At 62.8% G+C, this 17,928-nt stretch carries 16 protein-coding genes; 8 read left to right on the forward strand and 8 right to left on the reverse strand.

The window, feature by feature from the left end:
• The first annotated feature begins 1 nt into the window (after position 1).
• Both folB and folK read left to right on the forward strand, forming a co-directional pair.
• Positions 2–361: a dihydroneopterin aldolase gene (gene folB, locus NKJ89_RS21565; RefSeq protein ID WP_023762922.1), complete on the forward strand. Its 360-nt coding sequence runs from the start codon at positions 2–4 to the stop codon at positions 359–361.
• Positions 345–857: a 2-amino-4-hydroxy-6-hydroxymethyldihydropteridine diphosphokinase gene (gene folK, locus NKJ89_RS21570; protein ID WP_031261380.1), complete on the forward strand. Its 513-nt coding sequence runs from the start codon at positions 345–347 to the stop codon at positions 855–857. The genes folB and folK overlap by 17 nt, the downstream gene beginning before the upstream one ends.
• 27 nt (positions 858–884) lie before the next feature.
• On the opposite strand, the gene NKJ89_RS21575 is transcribed toward folK, so the two are convergent.
• Complete coding sequence (locus NKJ89_RS21575; protein ID WP_023762924.1) at positions 885–1,430, reverse strand: DUF924 family protein; 546 nt, start codon at positions 1,428–1,430, stop codon at positions 885–887.
• Positions 1,431–1,444: 14 nt separating this feature from the next.
• Positions 1,445–3,280 (reverse strand): monovalent cation:proton antiporter-2 (CPA2) family protein, encoded by a 1,836-nt coding sequence (locus NKJ89_RS21580; RefSeq protein WP_352605432.1) that lies wholly within the window; start codon positions 3,278–3,280, stop codon positions 1,445–1,447.
• A 160-nt stretch (positions 3,281–3,440) separates the two neighbouring features.
• Here NKJ89_RS21580 and NKJ89_RS21585 point away from each other — a divergent pair, with 160 nt between their 5' ends.
• The 3 genes from NKJ89_RS21585 to NKJ89_RS21595 all read left to right on the forward strand — a co-directional run bounded on the left by NKJ89_RS21585 (position 3,441) and on the right by NKJ89_RS21595 (position 6,932).
• Positions 3,441–4,427: an AraC family transcriptional regulator gene (locus NKJ89_RS21585; protein WP_352605457.1), complete on the forward strand. Its 987-nt coding sequence runs from the start codon at positions 3,441–3,443 to the stop codon at positions 4,425–4,427.
• Between the two features lie 59 nt (positions 4,428–4,486).
• Positions 4,487–5,695: an MFS transporter gene (locus tag NKJ89_RS21590; RefSeq protein ID WP_352605434.1), complete on the forward strand. Its 1,209-nt coding sequence runs from the start codon at positions 4,487–4,489 to the stop codon at positions 5,693–5,695.
• A gap of 127 nt (positions 5,696–5,822) precedes the next feature.
• Positions 5,823–6,932 carry an IS110 family RNA-guided transposase gene (locus tag NKJ89_RS21595; RefSeq protein WP_023731836.1) on the forward strand — a complete coding sequence of 370 codons (1,110 nt, stop codon included), beginning with the start codon at positions 5,823–5,825 and terminating at the stop codon, positions 6,930–6,932.
• Between the two features lie 362 nt (positions 6,933–7,294).
• On the opposite strand, the gene NKJ89_RS21600 is transcribed toward NKJ89_RS21595, so the two are convergent.
• The 4 genes from NKJ89_RS21600 to NKJ89_RS21615 form a co-directional block, all read right to left on the reverse strand.
• Positions 7,295–7,849, reverse strand: a complete 555-nt coding sequence (locus tag NKJ89_RS21600) for a hypothetical protein (protein WP_352605437.1) — start codon at positions 7,847–7,849, stop codon at positions 7,295–7,297.
• A gap of 135 nt (positions 7,850–7,984) precedes the next feature.
• Positions 7,985–9,094 (reverse strand): YcjF family protein, encoded by a 1,110-nt coding sequence (locus NKJ89_RS21605; RefSeq protein ID WP_352605440.1) that lies wholly within the window; start codon positions 9,092–9,094, stop codon positions 7,985–7,987.
• On the reverse strand, positions 9,091–10,569 hold the full coding sequence (locus NKJ89_RS21610; RefSeq protein ID WP_352605442.1) for a YcjX family GTP-binding protein: 1,479 nt from the start codon (positions 10,567–10,569) through the stop codon (positions 9,091–9,093). The genes NKJ89_RS21605 and NKJ89_RS21610 overlap by 4 nt, the downstream gene beginning before the upstream one ends.
• A gap of 62 nt (positions 10,570–10,631) precedes the next feature.
• Entirely contained in the window at positions 10,632–11,135 is a 504-nt protein-coding gene (locus NKJ89_RS21615; protein WP_023762931.1) for a SixA phosphatase family protein, read from the reverse strand.
• Between the two features lie 332 nt (positions 11,136–11,467).
• Here NKJ89_RS21615 and dksA point away from each other — a divergent pair, with 332 nt between their 5' ends.
• On the forward strand, positions 11,468–11,884 hold the full coding sequence (dksA, locus tag NKJ89_RS21620) for an RNA polymerase-binding protein DksA (protein WP_352605444.1): 417 nt from the start codon (positions 11,468–11,470) through the stop codon (positions 11,882–11,884).
• Positions 11,885–12,090: 206 nt separating this feature from the next.
• Here the strand turns inward: dksA and NKJ89_RS21625 are convergent, their stop codons facing one another.
• Positions 12,091–12,840: a hypothetical protein gene (locus tag NKJ89_RS21625; protein WP_352605446.1), complete on the reverse strand. Its 750-nt coding sequence runs from the start codon at positions 12,838–12,840 to the stop codon at positions 12,091–12,093.
• Positions 12,841–13,063: 223 nt separating this feature from the next.
• Here NKJ89_RS21625 and cckA point away from each other — a divergent pair, with 223 nt between their 5' ends.
• Complete coding sequence (gene cckA / locus NKJ89_RS21630; protein ID WP_352605448.1) at positions 13,064–15,637, forward strand: cell cycle histidine kinase CckA; 2,574 nt, start codon at positions 13,064–13,066, stop codon at positions 15,635–15,637.
• Positions 15,638–15,713: 76 nt separating this feature from the next.
• On the opposite strand, the gene NKJ89_RS21635 is transcribed toward cckA, so the two are convergent.
• The gene (locus NKJ89_RS21635) at positions 15,714–16,127 is read right to left on the reverse strand and encodes a hypothetical protein (protein WP_352605450.1); all 414 of its coding nucleotides are present in this window, start codon (positions 16,125–16,127) and stop codon (positions 15,714–15,716) included.
• A gap of 341 nt (positions 16,128–16,468) precedes the next feature.
• On the opposite strand from NKJ89_RS21635, the gene urtA reads away from it, so the two are divergent.
• Positions 16,469–17,749: an urea ABC transporter substrate-binding protein gene (gene urtA, locus NKJ89_RS21640; protein WP_352605459.1), complete on the forward strand. Its 1,281-nt coding sequence runs from the start codon at positions 16,469–16,471 to the stop codon at positions 17,747–17,749.
• The last annotated feature ends 179 nt before the right edge of the window (positions 17,750–17,928 follow it).

Genomic DNA, 17,928 nt, shown 5'->3' on the forward strand with positions numbered 1-17,928 from the left:
GATGTATGTCATCCGCATGAAGAACTGCGCTTTCTTTGCCCGGCACGGTGTGCTGGACGAGGAGGAGAGGCTCGGCCAGCGCTTCTATGTCGATGCCGCTCTCACCGTCGATCCCGGCCGGGCGCTTGTCGAGGATTCCATTGAGGACACCGTCAACTACGGCATTGCGTTCACGGTGATCGAAAGGATCATCACCGGGCAGCGTCGCTTTCTGATCGAGTCGCTGGCGCTCGAAGTGGCCCGTGCGCTGACGGCGCGTTTTCCGCAGATCAAGAAAGCCGAAATCACGGTGCGCAAGCCGAACGCTCCGGTGCCCGGCGTGATCGATTACGTCGAGGTGACCGTTGTCTGGCCCGAATAGTACTGTCTATCTCAGCCTCGGCGGCAATCTTGGCGACCCGGCAAAATCAATGGGCGCGGCATTGCGCATGCTGGATGCCGATGCAGACACGCGTGTCACCGGCGTCTCCTCGCTTTATCGCACACCGCCCTGGGGCAAGCTCGATCAACCCGACTTTCTCAACGCGGCCGCGGCAATTTCCACCGGGCTTGCTCCGCGTGCCTTGCTCGACCTCTGCCTTGATGCAGAGCGCAAGCTGAAGCGCGTACGCGAGGAGCGCTGGGGGCCGCGGCTGATCGACATCGACATTCTGGTTTTCGGCGAACGCGTCATTCACGAGACCGGGCTGGAGGTGCCACATCCGCGCATGCTGGAGCGCGCCTTCGTGCTGGCGCCGCTGGCGGAGATCGCGCCCAGCCTGGTGGTCAGCGGTCGCAGCATCGCGGACCGGCTGGTCGCCGTCGACACCTCTGGCATCGAGCGATTGTCGTCCGGCCGCGATTGGTGGTTGGCCTGACATCCAAACGAGGTGGCAGCCGAACTTTCAGCCCGAGAATCCGCCGCCGTCCAGGAACGACTGCTCCCGCGGGGTGGTTTCGCGGCCAAGCATCCTGTTTCGGTGCGGAAAACGGCCGAAGTTCCGAATGATATCGCGGTGTTCGACGGCATAGCTGAGATAGGGTTCGGCCCGGGCCTGGGTCAGATCGACCGATATGTGCTGGTCGGCGAGCAGTTCCGAATGCTCGTACGGCAGATAGAGGAAAACGCGGACTTCTACTTCGAGCGCCAGATCATGACCGGCCGCGATCGCCTTTGCGGCAAAATACCTGGCGAGCGGGTCGGTCGCGTACATATGGCCGGTGCCGCGAAAGCAGTTCCGCGGAAACTGGTCGAGCAGGATCATCAGCGCCAGCGAGCCTTCGGCATGCTCCAGCCAGCCGTCGCATTCACGCCGCGCTGCTGCGTAATGCAGATCGAGAAAGCGGTCGCGGAAGTCGGCATCGAAGGCCTCGTTCTTCTCGAACCACGCGTCCTCGCCGGCATCGCGCCAGAACTTGGTGACCGACAGGGCTCTGCTGTCCAATTCCATGCCTAATTCCTTGCTCAGTCGGCGGGTTCGGGTTTGTGCAGCACGCCAGCCGTCTCTTCGTTGAGCGCCTGGCCAGCGCGGCGCGGCGTGGAGAGCGGCGTCGGAATCGGCGTGCCGATATTGCCTTTTAGGAAGCGCTGTCCGGCGCGGACGCCTTCAGCCAGTTGCGTCTCGAAACGGGCGGTGTCGCGGCGCCGCACGTCCTCGATCACTTCGGCGACGTCTTCGGGATCGACACCAAGCGATTCCAACGCCGAGCCGCCAAAGACCAGCGCCGACTCGAAGGTTTCACGCAGCTGGTAGTCGACGCCGGCGCGAATGAGCTGTAGCGCGGTGCCGCGGTCGAAGGCCCGCGCCAGCACCGTCAGAAGAGGAAACTCGGCCTTGACCAGCTGCGCGATGCGGACGGCGGCATCCGGCTTGTCGACGCAGATCAGTACGGCGCGCGCCCGACCGGCGCCGGCGGCATGCAGGATGTCCAGCCGGGTGCCGTCGCCATAGTAGACCTTGAAGCCGAAATCGGCCGCCGCCTGGATCATCTCGACCTCATTGTCGATGATCGAGACGTCGATGCCGCGCAGCAGCAGCGGCTGGCTGGCGATTTGCCCGAAGCGGCCGAAACCGATGATCAGCACGCTGCCGGTCAGGCCATCGGCGACATCGACGCCGTCGAGCGATTGTTCGTCGCGCGGCGTCAGATAGCGCAGCGCGATGATCGCAAGCGGTGTCAGCACCATCGAGATGATGACGATCGCCGTGAGCGTCGCGTTGGCGTTGCCGTCGATGATGCCGACGGCCGCCGCCGACGAGTAAAGGACAAAGGCGAATTCGCCGCCTTGCGCCATGAAGACCGCGCGCTCCAAGGCTTCGCGATGACCTGACTTCAGGATGCGGGCGACGATGTAGATGCCGAACGCCTTCATCACCATGTAGGCGACGACATAGATGGCGATCAGCCGCCAGTTCGCGGCGACCACATGCAGGTCGAGCGACATGCCGACCGCAAGAAAAAACAGGCCGAGCAGGATGCCGCGGAAAGGTTCGATGTCGGCTTCGAGCTGATGGCGGAAGGTCGATTCAGACAGCAGCACGCCGGCCAGGAAGGCGCCCATCGCCATCGACAGGCCGCTGAGCTGCATGGCGAGCGCGGACCCGAGAACGACCAGAAGTGCTGCCGCCGTCATCACCTCGCGGGCACGGGCTTCCGCCAGGATGCGGAAGAATGGATTGAGCAGATAGCGGCCGGCCACTACCAGGCCGACGATCGCGGCGAGGCCGATGCCGACCTCCGTCAGCCGCTCCGACAGGCTGGTGTCGGCCCCACCGGGCGCCAGGAACGCGATCAGTGCCAGCAGCGGCACAATGGCCAAATCCTCGAGCAGCAGGACCGATACGATGCGCTGGCCTTTCGGCGCGGCGATTTCGCCGCGCTCCTCGAGAAGCTGCATGACGATCGCCGTCGAGGTCAGCACGAAGCCGGCGCCGGCGACGAAGGATTGCGCGATCGGAAATCCTCCCGCCACGCCGACGCCTGTTAGCAGAAGCGCGCAGACGCCGACCTGCAGGGCGCCGAGGCCGAAAATCTCGCGGCGCAGGCCCCACAGCCGCGACGGCTGCATTTCCAATCCGATGATGAACAGGAACATCACCACGCCGAGTTCGGCGACGTGAAGAATGGCTTCCGATTCGGAAAAGACGCCGAGACCGAACGGACCGATCACCACACCGGCGGCGAGATAGCCGAGGATCGAGCCCAGTCCCATGCGTTTAAAGATCGGAACCGCGACGACACCCGCGGCAAGCAGCGCCACCACCTGAATAAGCTCGCTGCCCGATGCTTCCGCCGCCATGCCTCTTTTCCCTGTGTCTGACAGCACTCCTTGCATGCACCGGGAGCGGGAGGCAAGGGCACAAAGCTTGACAGGAAGGGTAGGTGCCGTTGACGCGATTTCCTTGGTGGAACAGCGGTCTCCGCTTGTCTGCCGGACGTTCGGCATCTATATCAGCCATATGCCTGACTATTCGTCCCGCCCGTCGTTGCCGCACATCCCGATGGACGCGCTTAGCGAAGTTCTGCAAGACTTTCGCTTGAGTGGTGTCAACTATGGCCGCTGCGAGCTCCGGCATCCATGGAGCATAGACTTTCCGCAACAAAAGCTGCTTCGTTTCCATTTTGTCGGCCAGGGTCCATGCTGGATTCATACCGAAGCGCAAGGCTGGCAGGAGTTGCGCAATGGCGATCTGGTGCTGCTGCCGCAAGGCATCGCTCATCGGTTGGCGAGTGCGCCGGATGTTGCAGGCGACTCGCTCCAGGGTTGCCAGGTGATCAAGTTGGGGGGCAACGTCTGCGAGGTGGTGCGGGAAGGAACGGGCGCGACGAGCACCCTTTTCTGCGGCTCCATGACCTTGGGCTCCTGTGCGCTTAACCCATTGATCTCGTTGATGCCGCCTATCATCAAGGGTTGCGACGTGGCTGGCAATGACCCGGTCGTTGGTCCTTTGCTGGCGGCCATGACGGCGGAGGCCGCACATCCGCAGATGGGCAGCGCCACCATCTTGTCGCGTATGGCGGACTTGCTGACAGCCCGGCTCATCCGCTGCTGGGTCAATTGCTCGGGAGCCTCGACCACGGGTTGGCTCGCAGCCATCCGCGATCCCCATATTGGCCGCGCGCTGGCAGCAATGCACCGAGACCCCGGCCGTAACTGGACGCTGGAAACCCTCGCCGGCGTGGCAGGCCAATCGCGCTCGATTTTCGCCGAGCGCTTCAGCGCCGTATTGGGGCAGGGTGCTGCACGCTACCTCGCTCGCCTGCGTATGCAGCTTGCCCGCGAGTTGCTGGAGCAAAACGGCTTGTCGGTTGCCGAAGTCGCGACCCGTTTGGGCTATGATTCCGAGGCATCCTTCGCTCGCGCGTTCAAGCGCATCACCAATGTCTCGCCGGGCGTTGTGCGCCGCACAATTCCCGGACGAATAGACATGAATTTCGGATTTTGAGATACATATCATCCGGAAGGACTCGTCTATGAAGATCTCTAAACCTTGGAGATCCTTCAGTGACTGACACAACATTACAGCTTGAAGACGCCGCGATTGGCCTTGATGCCGACGCGCCGGTCGCGTGGAGCGCGGCCACCTGGTTCGCGGTCCTTTCATTGGCGGCCACCAGCTTTGCCCTTGTATCAGCCGAATTCCTGCCGGCAGGTCTGTTGACGCCAATGGCGCGTGATCTCGGCATCAGCGAGGGGACGGCTGGACAGGTCGTCACCGCCACCGCCTCCGTCGGCGCCGTGACGGCCATGTTGAGCAATGTTCTCATCGGCCGATTGAACCGCAAGACGGTGCTGGTTGGCCTCATGGCCTTGGCGGTCGGTTCCAATATTCTTGCAGCGTTGGCGCCCAATTTCTGGCTGTTGTTGCTAGGCAGGGCCGGACTGGGGATTGCTCTCAGCGCTTTCTGGGCACTTTCGGTTGCTGTCGTTGCAAGGCTGGTCGGCGCCAATGCGACAGGTCGAGGCATGGCTGTCGTCACCCTCGGGGTCTCGCTCGCCACCATTGCCGCGCCCTCGATGGGTGCGTTGATCAGCGACTGGCTGGGATGGCGCAGCGCCATGGCCATGACGGCGGGGCTGGCCGTGATTGCCATGCTTTTGCAGTTGCTTAGCCTGCCGACCTTGCCTGCAGCAGCAAGCAACAGTCTTGCAGACGTATTTCGGCTGACACGGCGGCGTGGTATTCAACTCGGCATGCTTGCCATTGTCTTGCTGATGACAGGGCATTTTGCTGGCTCTGTCTATGTGCGTCCCTTCCTCGAACAGGTGACGCTCCTTGCAACCGGGCCAATTGCCCTGGCTCTGCTCGGATTTGGCATCGCCGCCGTGATTGGCAATATTGCCGGCGGCCGCATGGCCGACGCCAATATCCGCATTGCTCTCGTGGTGACCGCCGCGTTGATGGCGTTTGCGGCGCTGGCATTGGTGCTTTGGGGCGTGCACATCGGCGTTGCCTTCGGGTTCGTTACACTTTGGGGCCTCGCCTTCGGCATGGGGCCGGTGGTGCTGCCGACCAATCTGTCGCGTGCGGCGCCTGATGCGCTGGAAGCGGCGGGTAGCCTGATGGTCGTCTCTTTCCAGGTTGCCATCACGGTCGGCGCGGTTGTCGGTGGTTATGTCGTGGACACCTATGGTGCCACGGCGCCCTTGACTCTGACCGCTGTCCTTGCGGCGGCGACGGCCCTGCTGGCGCTGCTACAGCCTCGCGGCTGAACCTTGCTCTAGTTGACCTAGACGTCATGTTCCGAGGCCTGAGATCGGTGGCCCGCCCTTTCGTGCGATTAAGAGACGAGGGTTGCTCGGATAGGCCGAGCCGATCCTCACGCACGGAGGACGAGCCATGGGAGAGTATAGCGAAGCATTTGTCGCGTTTGATGTAGCCAAGAAGAAGCATGCGGTGGCGATCGCAGCGGGCGGCCGCACGGGCGAAGTCCGGTTTCTCGGTGAGGTCGAGAATAGGCCGGCTGCGATAGAGCGGACGATCAAGAAGCTGGGAAAAAGGTACGATCGACTGCACGTCTGCTTCGAGGCCGGACCGACTGGTTACGGACTTTGCCGTCAGGTCCGCGATCTTGGTCACGACTGCATGGTGGTTGCGCCCGCCCTGATTCCGAAGCGGTCGGGCGAGCGCATCAAGACGAACCGAAGGGACGCGGTCACTCTGGCGCGGCTGCATCGGGCGGGCGAACTGACCGGAGTGTGGGTACCGGACGTCGTCCACGAGGCTGTCCGCGATCTGGTGCGGGCTCGGGAATCCGGAGCCGACGACCTGCGCCGCAAACGCCAGCAGCTGCTCTCCTTCCTTCTGCGCCATGGTCGGATCTACGAGGGCGGCGGTCATTGGACATTGGCGCACCGGCGCTGGCTTGCCCGCCAGAGCTTCGAGCATCCGGCGCAGCAGATCGTGTTCCAAGAGAAGATCGACGCGATCGAGGACGCGGTTCAGCGGCTACGCCGCTTGGACGAGCAGCTGAGCGCCGTCGTGCCCACCTGGTCCATGGCGCGGGTCGTCGAGGCCTATCAGGCGATGCGCGGTGCCTCGTTCCTGGTCGCAGTAATCTTCGCGGCCGAGATCGGGGATGTGCGCCGCTTCGATACACCGCCGCAGTTGATGGCCTTCCTCGGCCTGGTTCCGGGGGAGCGTTCGACCGGCGACACGGTCCGCAGGTCGAGCCTTACACTCGCCGGCAATCGACGCGCCCGCCGCGCCTTGGTCGAAGCGGCCTGGACTTACCGCTATCCCGCCAGGGTCAGCGAGGCCCTGAGGCTCCGGCTCGAGGGGTTACCCAAAGCTGTCCGCGACATCGCCTGGAAGGCGCAGGTCCGGCTCTGCGCTCGCTATCGTCGCCTCAACGCCGCCGGCAAGAAGCCACCGGTGGTCGTGGCCGCGATCGCGCGCGAGATGGCCGCCTTCCTGTGGGCCATTGGGCAGGAGGTCGAACCGTCATAGACGAGTCTCGACCCAGCCCGCTGCACAGGGCCGGGGGTGGGGCCACGGTGGGGAACTCCCGTCGCTAGTTATGTGGCCGAGCCAATCCGCCCGACGCCCGCCCTCTAGACCGAGGACAGCCCCGAGACGAAGACACGGAAGGCGGTATCCAACCCGCGGATGAGAGTCTGATCAACCGTCGTCTCTGAGCTCCACCCCCGACCCTGTGCAGTTCCAGCCAATCCGACTGCTTTGCACACTCGCGCCAAGCAGTTGTTCCCTCTCGCCTTCAGCCTTGACAGGGAACATGAGAAACTAGCTGTTAAAATGAGGCGGTGACCATGGGATCGCCGCCTTTTTTGCTTTCAGCGATCGATGATTGTTCAGTTCGGGGCGATGGAGCCGACTTCGACGGCGTCGACGCGCTTCAGGCTCATGCCGATCACCGGCACCAGTTGGTCGTCGACGCGCACCGCAATGGTCACCGTCATCGAATTGTCGTCGGGGATGCGGGCCTGCATGACGCCGCGCAACTGATTGCGATTGATTGTGAAGACCACCTTGCGGGGATCGACCACATTGCCGCCGATTATGTCGAGCCCGGAGCCGCTCGCGCCGCCCATGAAGCTGCCCTTGTAGCCCTCGCGGCCCTTGCGCTCGATCTTGGCCGACATCTGCTGGGTGAACATGCCGACCCGGCAGCCGCCGTCGAGCGACATGCCGACCTTGCCGTCCGGCGTGGAGCCAGTGAAGCTGCAGTTGAACTTGGTGCCCTTGTACTTGCCGGCGACGATTTCGCCGGGGCCGATCCATTTGCCTTCGGCCGACTGGAAGAATTGCTTGTCCGGCTCCGCCGAGGCGGCCGCTCCGGCAATGCCGACGACTGTAGTGATCACGGTTGCCAGGGGCAGGAGGCTGGACAGAATTACACTTTTCATCGACGACACCCGGCAACAAAGAGGCTGTTTGGAACCCGTCTGACCATGAACAAGATTGGTTAATGCTTCGTCACTACGGTGCCGCCACAAAGCAGTCCGGTAACAATTCCGAAGGTCCAAACGCTCCGGCCCGGCTCACTTGCCGGGCGGGGCTGTTTCACCGTCTTTCCTGGTGGCAAACGATGTCAGCGCGGAGAGGAAATCGCCCAGTCCGGGACGCTTCGCCGCGCTGAAGGGTAGGGGGCGCGCCGTTTCCATCGCCGCGATGCCGATGCGCGCCGTCATCATGCCGTTGACAACGCCCTCGCCGAGCTTGGCCGAAAGGCGCGCCGCCAGGCCGTGGCCGACGATCTGCTGGACGAAACTGTCGCCGACCGCGATCGAGCCAGTAACCGCCAGATGCGCCAGCACGCTGCGCGCCAGGCGGAAGAAACCCAGCGTTCCCGGCCGTCCGCCATAGAGTTCCGACAGGCGGCGGATGAGCCGCCCGGCCTCGAACACGACATAGGCGACGTCGACGAGTGCGCGCGGGCTGACCGCCGTCACCAGCGAGACGCGTTTGGCTGCCTCGAGAATCATCACCTTCGCCCTGGCATCGAGGGGGCCGAGAATTTCGGCTTCGGCCAGCCGCACCAGATTGCCGCCGTCGATGATTTCACCGCGCAGTTCGGCCAGCGCGCGCCGGCCGGCCGCAGTCTCGGGTTTGGCCGCGACAAAGGCCGACAATTCGTCGACGACCGATCGTGCTGCCTTGGGATCGTCACGCGCGATCGCGTCGAGCGCCCGCTTCTGCAGTTTTTCGACCTCGGCGAGGCGGGCGATCGCCAGGAACTCGCGAATCAGGATCACAACGAGCGCCAGTACGGCGATGGCGGCCATGCCGGCGGCCAGCCAACCCAGCCATTCGGCGCGCGCGAAGAGGTCGCGTATGAGCCGGTCGGTCCACAGGCCGACAGCCAGCGAGACCAGGACGCCAAAAGCGCCGAAGAAGATGCTGCCGAGCAGTGAGCGTTTTCTGGGGGCGATGGCCGGCGGCGGCTCTGCGGCAATGATGTCGGGCTCGTCGAAGACATCGACTTCCGCCGGTATGATCATCGCGACATCGGTTTTCATCGCGCGGGGTTTGCGCTGGGTGTCGGTCTGGGCACGAGTTTCGGCTTGGGCGTTGCGCGCCTCTGGCGCCGCTTGTCTCGATGTGGCTTCCGGCTCGATGCGGAATGCTGCCGGCTTGCGGGGCGCGGTCATGCCAGATGATCTCCGATCAGGAACTGCAAGGCACGGTCGAGCCTGATATGCGGCAGCGACAGCGTGACACCTTCGGCTGTGCGTTCGAGCTTTGGTGGACGGAAACGGACGAAGCGGATTGCCGGGTCCGAGGAGTCCTGCTTGTGATCGGGGCCCAAAACATCGAACACCGCATCAATTTTCTCCGGTAAATCACCAGGAAATATGGCTGTTTCCGTCTTTCCATCAAAGGTTTCGCCATTGATCCTCTCGTCGGCGATCGGCGTGCCGATGATGACCGGCAACGTCTCTCGGCCTTGCTTGACCGTGCCTTCGCGTGTCGCGCGCATCGCGGCCATGGCGACGACATCGACATCGGCGCCGGTGAAATTCGCGCGCGCCACGGCGCGGTCGGCAAGCCGCCGCACGATCGCCTGCAGGCGGTCATGGCTTTCGTGGTGCAGGTGATCGGCCTTCGTCGCGGCAACCAATATGCGGTCGATGCGCCGCGAGAACAGGTCGGTGAGGAAGCTGCCCCGGCCGGGACGGAAACAGCTGAGAATCTCGGTCACCGCGCGCTCCAGGTCGGCCATGGCGCCGGGACCGGCGTTCAGCGCCTGCAAGGCGTCGATCAGCACGATCTGGCGATCGAGTCGGGTGATGTGTTCGCGGAAGAACGGTTTGACGACATGCGTCTTGTAGGCCTCGTAACGCCTGTCCATCATGGCGTGCAGCGACCCGGGTCGCGGACGCTTGTCGCCAATCCCTGCCAGGGGCGCGAAGGTTAGTGCCGGCGAGCCTTCGAGATCGCCGGGCATCAGGAAACGGCCGGGCGGCAAGGTCGAAAGCGCCCGTTCGTCGAGCTTGCACGCTTTCAGATAAGCGGCGAAGCTCTCAGCCAGGCGGCGCGCCGCCATCTCGTCGGCATCGGCATTCGGATCGATCTCCGCCGACAGCGCCCGCCAGGCCCGCGACAGGTCCTCGCGCACAGGCAGGACGGCCATTTCGAAGGCTTCGTGCGAAAAATCGGCGAAGGATTTGCCCAGCAGCGGCAGATCGAGCAACCATTCGCCGGGATAGTCGACGATGTCGATCGACAGTCTGCCGGAGGAGAACAAACGGCTCCAGCCGGAGGCCGATTCATATTCGATGGTCAGCCGCAGTTCCGAAATGGCGCGCGTGGAATCGGGCCAGGCGCGGTCGTTGACCAGGGCGGCAATGTGATCCTCGTACTGGAAGCGCGGCACCGCGTCGTCCGGCTGCTGCTCGAGGAAGGCGCGAGCGATACGTCCTGATTTTTGCGCGGCAAACAGCGGCAGGCGCCCGCCATGGATCAAATTGTGGACAAGGGCCGATATGAACACGGTCTTGCCCGCGCGGGATAATCCGGTCACGCCGAGGCGCAGCGATGGAGAAAAAAGCCCGGTGGCGCGTCCCGACAGCGTGTCGAGGGCAATCCTCGCCTCGTCGGTGAAGGTAGTCAGCGATGATGCCAAAATGTGATCTCTCGGGCTTGCCTATGTCCGATATAGGCTCTGCAAACAGGCTTTGAAATGGCTCAGAGATCGGCCGGAGTCAGGAACGCTTCGAGATAGCCGGTGCCCTGGGCGGCCTTGGCAAGATCGCCGTCAAAGCGGACGACCGCCAGGCCCGAGGTCGGGAACCCATGGTTGAGCGTTGCCCGTGCCGTCTCGTCGCCGTCGCCCGAAACCGCCATGGCGAGATCCTCTGTCATCGGATTGTGGCCGATGACCAGCAATGAACCCGACCCGCCATTGTCGCGGATGAGATGGAGGTAACCGGTGGCGTCCGCGCTATAGAGCGTGTCGAAGAATAGGACCCGGCCGGTGTCGGTCTGGCCGGCCAGGCCTTCCAGCGTCTCCTTGGCGCGTTTGGCATTGGAGCACAGCGTCAGGTCCGGAACATAGGAGCGGGAGCGCATGGCGGCGCCCATCGTTTCGGCGTCGCTGCGGCCCGATGCATCGAGCGGGCGATCGAAATCGCGCATGCCGGGCAGTGCCCAGCCAGCCTTCGCATGTCGCAACAGATACAGCCTGCTCACCCAACCTCCGAATGCCGAAGCCTTCCAGGATTAGCCACGAGAACGGCATTGCGCACAATGGCCCGTGTTTCTCGACTACAGCGAATCACCATGCTGCGGCGCAGCAAAAGGTGGCTGGCCTGGGCCGAAAGGCGCAGGCGATATTGCGACAGCACGTTTTACCGGATCCAAAGTGTCACAGCGAAGTTTGGTGTCAAAACGAGCGTACGCCCCCGCAAAGGCGCGCGCCGGCGCGCATTAACAATTGCGTGAGACAGCGGCCGATTGCGCTTGTGCAGGCGTCGGACGGCGAATATATAGGCGCCAAATTTGGGGCAGTTTGGGTGAGTCGAATGAACGACATCGTTACCGCCGATTACATACCCTCCGAAGACGAGCCGTTCATGAACGAGCGGCAGAAATCCTACTTCCGCTCAAAGCTCGTCACCTGGAAAAACGACATATTGCGCGAAGCGCGCGAAACACTGGAAATCCTGCAACAAGAAAACGCCAACCACCCCGATCTAGCCGATCGCGCCTCTTCGGAAACAGACCGCGCCATCGAACTCAGGGCCCGCGATCGTCAGCGCAAGCTTATCGCAAAGATCGATTCGGCCTTGCAGCGCATCGACGAAGGCACTTATGGCTATTGCGAAGAGACCGGCGAGCCGATCGCGCTGAAGCGGCTCGATGCGCGTCCGATCGCGACGTTGTCGATCGAAGCGCAGGAGCGGCACGAGCGCCGCGAAAAAGTCTACCGCGACGACTGAGGGTCAAGGCCGGCGGCGCACGACGAGCCGCCATGATTGACGTTGATTTTGAAATGGCCGGTTTTCCGGCCATTTTTGTTGGCACGTTCAAGGCGGACGAAATCTACAACCGTCGAAGCGCAGGCCCTAATTCTTAAGCCCCCGAAAAGGGGTCCGGCAGTCGAACCGGCTACGATTTTCGCGTGGGATGGCTACTCAGCGGCCGCTCATCGCTTCTGGCTGGAGAGTTCGCCGAGAAGCTTGGTCATTTCATCATCGAGCGACTGCGGTTCCTTCGCCGCCGGTTTGCCGGCCGGGCCGGCCGAACGGGGCTGATCGAGCGACACTTCGAGTTCCCTCATCAGCGTGTCGTCGATGCTGTCCTGCGCAGGTGGCGGCGGTGGTGCATGCCGGACGACATTGGCAGGCGCGGATCCATAGGCGGGCAGCGGCGTGATATTGGTCGGCTGATAGCTTTGCGTTGCCGGCCTCGGCGCAGATGCCGGTGCCGGTGCTGTTTGGCGTGGGCGGGCCGGTGGCACCGCATTCACCGGCTGCGGAGCCGGTGCCTGTCTCGCCGGCGGTGGTGCGGGTTGCGGCGGACGCGGCCTTGCCGCCGGGGCCGCGGCGGCCGGGACCGGCTGCAAGCCGCTGTCTCCGGTCAAGGCCGGACGGCGCGGCGCCGAAAGACGGATATCGCGCTCGACGACGAGGTCAGTCGGGCCGCCGATCAAAAGCAGATGCTCGATGTCATCGCGGCGCACCAGCACCAGCCGACGATGGCTGTCAACGGCAGTGGCGTCCATGACGGCCAGCCGTGTCTTGCGGTTCCGGCCGCCGGCAACGAAGGTCCCGAACGTCAGATTACGCACCAGCTTGACGATGACGAGAACGATGACCAGCAGGACAAGTGCTGCAAACGTCCACAACAATGCTGCGGCATAACCGGGGCCCGCCACGCTATCCAGCCATTGCATCGGTTTCCCCTGATTGCCCTTGGAAGAGACCTGACACTAGACCGTTGCGGCGGGCCACCGCAAGTTACGTTTCACGCTGGTGAACAGCTTGAAAACTCCAAGGGCCGGAAGACATCATTTTTATCGGACATTTGCCGCCCAGGCCTTTTCGGGACTAGGAGAATGTGATTCAACCCGCTAGGGGCGGGTGGTCGGAACACCGGAATTCACGAGCAGGGGGCACATGGCCAAGGAAGCGCGCGGCGATTTCTATCCGGTACCGATCGTCGACCAGAATACGCGACCAGGCGCGGTCACCCGGCTCATCATTTTCATCGTCGTTCTGACGGGCGCGGCAATCGTCTTCGGCCTTTTCCGCGAGCGCCTCGGCGATCCTTTCCTGCTCGGTATGCTTGGCGTGCTGGCGATGATCGGCGTCGGCTTCCTGTTTGCCACGGCGATCGGCTTCGTGCAGGTGACGCCGCGCTCGACAGGCGATGAACTGTCGAAATCCTTCGTCGATTCGATGTCGCAGGGCCTTCTCGTCACCGACACCAAGGGCCGTGTCGTCTATGCCAATCGCGCCTATGCCGACATGACCGGAGCGTCGTCGGCGGCCGACCTGAAGACAGTCGAGGGGTTGCTCTCGGATGTCCCCGAAGCTTCGGTGACGATTTATCGCCTGGCGTCCGGCCTGCGCGACGGCCAGCCGGGCGACGGCGAGTTTCGGCTCGCGCAATCCATTCGGCCCGGAGCCGATCCGGGCGCCCGCTGGTACCGGGCGCGCGCCCGCACCTTCAGTGTTCCAGGCCAGCGGCTGCCGATGCTGGCCTGGCAGCTTGCCGACATCTCCCAGGAACGGGCCGAGCAGGAGCGGTTCTTTCTCGATTTGCAGCAGGCCATCGATCATCTCGACCACGCGCCGGCCGGTTTCTTTTCTGCCGACCAGGAGGGTCGCGTCACCTACATCAACGCCACGCTGGCCGAATGGCTGGGCATCGACCTCACCAGCTTCACGCCCGGTGCGGTCTCCTTGGCCGAGATCGTGGCCGGCGACGGCATGGCGCTGGTCCGTTCGGTCAAGGCCGATCCCGGCACAACGCGCAACGCGGTCATCGATCTCGACTTGACGACGATGACGGGCGAGGCGCTTCCGGTGCGCTTCATGCATCGCGTTTCGGCCAGCCGCGAAGGCCTCAACGGGCCGACACGCACGATCGTGCTCAACCGTACGCAAGGCGAGGACTCGTCTGCCGATTTGCGGGCCTCGGAAGTGCGCTTCACCCGCTTCTTCAACTCGACACCGATGGCGATAGCCGGCGTCGATCACAACGGGCGCATCCTGCGCACCAATGCGCCGTTCCTGTCGCTGTTCTCGACCGTCGTCGATCGCGACGCCGTCGATCGCCGTGTGCGGCTCGACACGGTGATCCATGAACGCGACCGGCCGGCCTTCGCGGCTGCTTTCGAAAAGGCGCAGCAGCGGCAGGCGGATATCGAGCCGATCGACACGCTTCTGCCCGGCAATGACGAGCGGCACATTCGTTTCTACGTCAACGCTGTCGCCGACGGGACCGGCGGCGAGGGCGCCGAGGAGTCGGCCATCGTCTATGCCGTCGAGACGACGGAGCAGAAAGCCCTCGAAGGGCAGATGGCGCAAAGCCAGAAGATGCAGGCGGTGGGCCAGCTTGCCGGCGGCATCGCTCATGATTTCAACAATGTGCTGACCGCCATCATCATGGCATCCGATCTTTTGTTGACCAACCACCGTCCGTCGGACCCGTCCTTCCCCGACATCATGAACATCAAGCAGAATGCCAACCGGGCGGCCTCGCTGGTGCGGCAGTTGCTGGCCTTCTCGCGCAAGCAGACATTGCGGCCGGAAGTGCTCAACCTGACCGACGTGCTCGCCGATCTCAGGATGCTGCTGGCCCGCCTGGTCGGCAACGACATCAAGCTGAAGGTCGACCATGGCCGCGACCTGTGGCCGGTCAAGGTCGATATCGGGCAGTTCGAGCAGGTGGTGGTCAACCTTGCTGTCAACGCACGCGACGCCATGCCGGCGGGTGGTGATCTCACCGTGCGCACCCGCAATGTGACTGCTGAGGAGTGCAAGACCTTTTCCTACCGCGAACTCACCCCGGCAGACTATGTCGTGGTCGAAGTCGAGGACACCGGCAGCGGCATCGCGCCCGACGTGCTGAAGAAGATCTTCGAGCCCTTCTTCACCACCAAGGAAGTCGGCAAAGGCACCGGCCTTGGCCTGTCAATGGTCTATGGCATCATTAAGCAGACCGGCGGCTTCATCTACTGCGATTCCGAGGTCGGCAAAGGGTCGACTTTCCGCATTTTCCTACCGCGTCATGTTGCGGAACTGAAAAAGGCGGGCGACCCCGACGATGTACCGGCAGCACCGGCGAAGATCGCCGATGCGGCCAAGGATCTATCGGGCTCGGCCACTGTGCTGCTCGTCGAAGACGAGGATGCCGTGCGAATGGGCGGCATGCGGGCGCTGACCTCGCGCGGCTACACCGTGCATGAGGCGTCTTCGGGGGTCGAGGCGCTGGAAGTATTCGAGGCGCTGGGCGGCAAGGTCGACATCGTCGTTTCCGACGTGGTGATGCCGGAAATGGATGGACCGACGCTGCTTGGCGAACTGCGCAAGCGCCAGCCAGACATCAAGTTTGTCTTCGTGTCTGGTTATGCTGAGGACGCATTCGCCAGAAACCTGCCGGCCGACGCGCATTTCGGCTTCCTGCCAAAGCCGTTTTCGCTCAAGCAATTGGCGACGATCGTCAAGGACATGCTGGAGTCTTAGAACTTCCCTATGTTCTTGCCTGTGCGCAACACGGCTCTCTGCGCGGAACCAACAGGGTTCCGCGCTTTTTGGCATCTCAGTTCTTCGTACAGGTCGAGGCGGTGAAGGCGCCGTCGGGCTGCTTCATGATGATGTCAAAGGAGGGTGTGCCCTGGCCGTCCAGCGTTGCCTGGGTCAGCGACAGCGAGTTTCCGCCGGCGGTATAGCCACCCAACGGCCCGAGCCAGGAGATCACCCCGTTTGCGTCCATTTGATAGTTGTAACCCTGCTGCGCGGTCGCGAGGGTACCGAGGCCGGTGTAGAACGGACCACTGTAGACAGTCCCCTTGATGGTGATGTCGCCGAGGTTGAGGAACATGCCAAGCAGGTACACTTCGCAGCGATAGGTGCCGTCCGGAAGCTTGCCGTCGCTGAAGTCGGCTCGCGCGGCTCCGCCTGCTGCCGCCAGAATCAATATGCTGATAAAAATGCGTGAAATGCCTGAAACCATGACGTCGCTCGTTTGCGGAGCGAGCTTGCCCTATTTTTGCACGGCGCCGCAACATCGGTCGTTTGCGATACGTCTATGAAGATCAAAATCTAGGCAATTGGGAACATTGAGCGAAAATTGGGCAGATAGTCGCGGGTCTGCGCAAATTTCTCTCAATCAATTTTGAGCGGCTCTCTTTTTCTTTGTAAGCCTAAAATCCCAACGCGCTGGCAATGCTCGATTTTTCGTCCCCATCGGCGCCGCCACAGCGATTGGCATGGGGGTTGCATTGTAGTGTTGCGGTGCAATCAACCAGCTTGGGAGTCTGTAATATGAGGGGTAATTTCTCGACAATAACAAAAATGTTTTCGGCGAGCGTGGTTGCCGCCGGCCTGTTGATCTCCGCGCCTGCCAAGGCGGCTGACGACACCATCAAGGTCGGTATTCTCCATTCGCTGTCGGGGACCATGGCGATTTCGGAAACGACGCTGAAGGACGCCATGCTGATGCTCATCGACGAGCAGAACGCCAAGGGTGGCCTGCTCGGCAAGAAGCTGGAGGCGGTCGTCGTCGATCCTGCTTCCAACTGGCCGCTATTCGCCGAAAAGGCACGCGAGCTGATTTCGAAGGACAAGGTCGCGGCGGTGTTCGGTTGCTGGACCTCGGTGTCGCGCAAATCGGTGCTGCCGGTGTTCTCCGAACTCGACAACATCCTGTTCTACCCCGTCCAGTATGAGGGCGAGGAAAGCGAGCGCAACGTGTTCTACACGGGTGCGGCGCCGAACCAGCAGGCCATTCCGGCGGTCGACTATCTGATGAGCGAAGACGGCGGTTCGGTGAAGCGCTGGGTGCTCGAAGGCACCGACTACGTCTATCCGCGCACCACCAACAAGATCCTCGAAGCCTATCTGAAGGCCAGGGGCGTCGCAGCGGAAGACATCATGGTCAACTACACGCCATTCGGCTTCTCCGACTGGCAGACCGAGGTTTCGGCGATCAAGAAGTTCGGATCGGCCGGCAAGAAGACCGCCGTCGTCTCGACCGTCAACGGCGATGCCAACGTGCCGTTCTACAAGGAACTCGGCAACCAGGGCGTCAAGGCCGAGGACATCCCGGTCATGGCCTTCTCGGTCGGCGAGGAAGAGCTTGCCGGTCTCGACACCGCGCCGCTGGTCGGCCATCTCGCCGCCTGGAACTACTTTGAAAGCATTGACACACCTGAGAACAAGAAGTTCATCGCCGACTGGCACAAGTTCATCAAGAACGACAAGCGCACCACCAACGACCCGATGGAGGCCCATTACATCGGCTTCAACATGTGGGTGAAGGCGGTCGAGAAGGCCGGCACCACCGATCCGGACAAGGTCATCGACGCTATGGTTGGCGTTTCGGTGCCGAACCTGACCGGCGGCTATTCGACGATGATGCCGAACCACCACATCACCAAGCCGGTGCTGATCGGTGAAATCCAGGCCGACGGCCAGTTCGAAACCGTCTCCCGCACGCCGGGCCTGGTAATGGGCGACGAATGGTCCGACTATTTGCCTGACTCCAAGGACCTGATCTCCGATTGGCGCGCGCCTCTGTCCTGCGGCAACTTCAATGTTGCCACCGGAAAGTGCGGCGGCAAAGGAACGAACTGATCCTCCCCGGGCTGGACCGTAGGTCCATGACCCGGGCTGATCTAGTCAGACCGCGCGCCTGGCCCGCCCGCCGACGCCCCCCCGCCGCCCCCCCAAAAAAACCCCCAACCCGGGTAGAATAAAACAAGATCGAAGCCCGCCCGCGGACAGAGGGTTTATTATGGGTGTGGGGTGGTGGT

The organism is Mesorhizobium sp. M0047 (genome assembly GCF_040323315.1).
GTDB lineage: Bacteria > Pseudomonadota > Alphaproteobacteria > Rhizobiales > Rhizobiaceae > Mesorhizobium.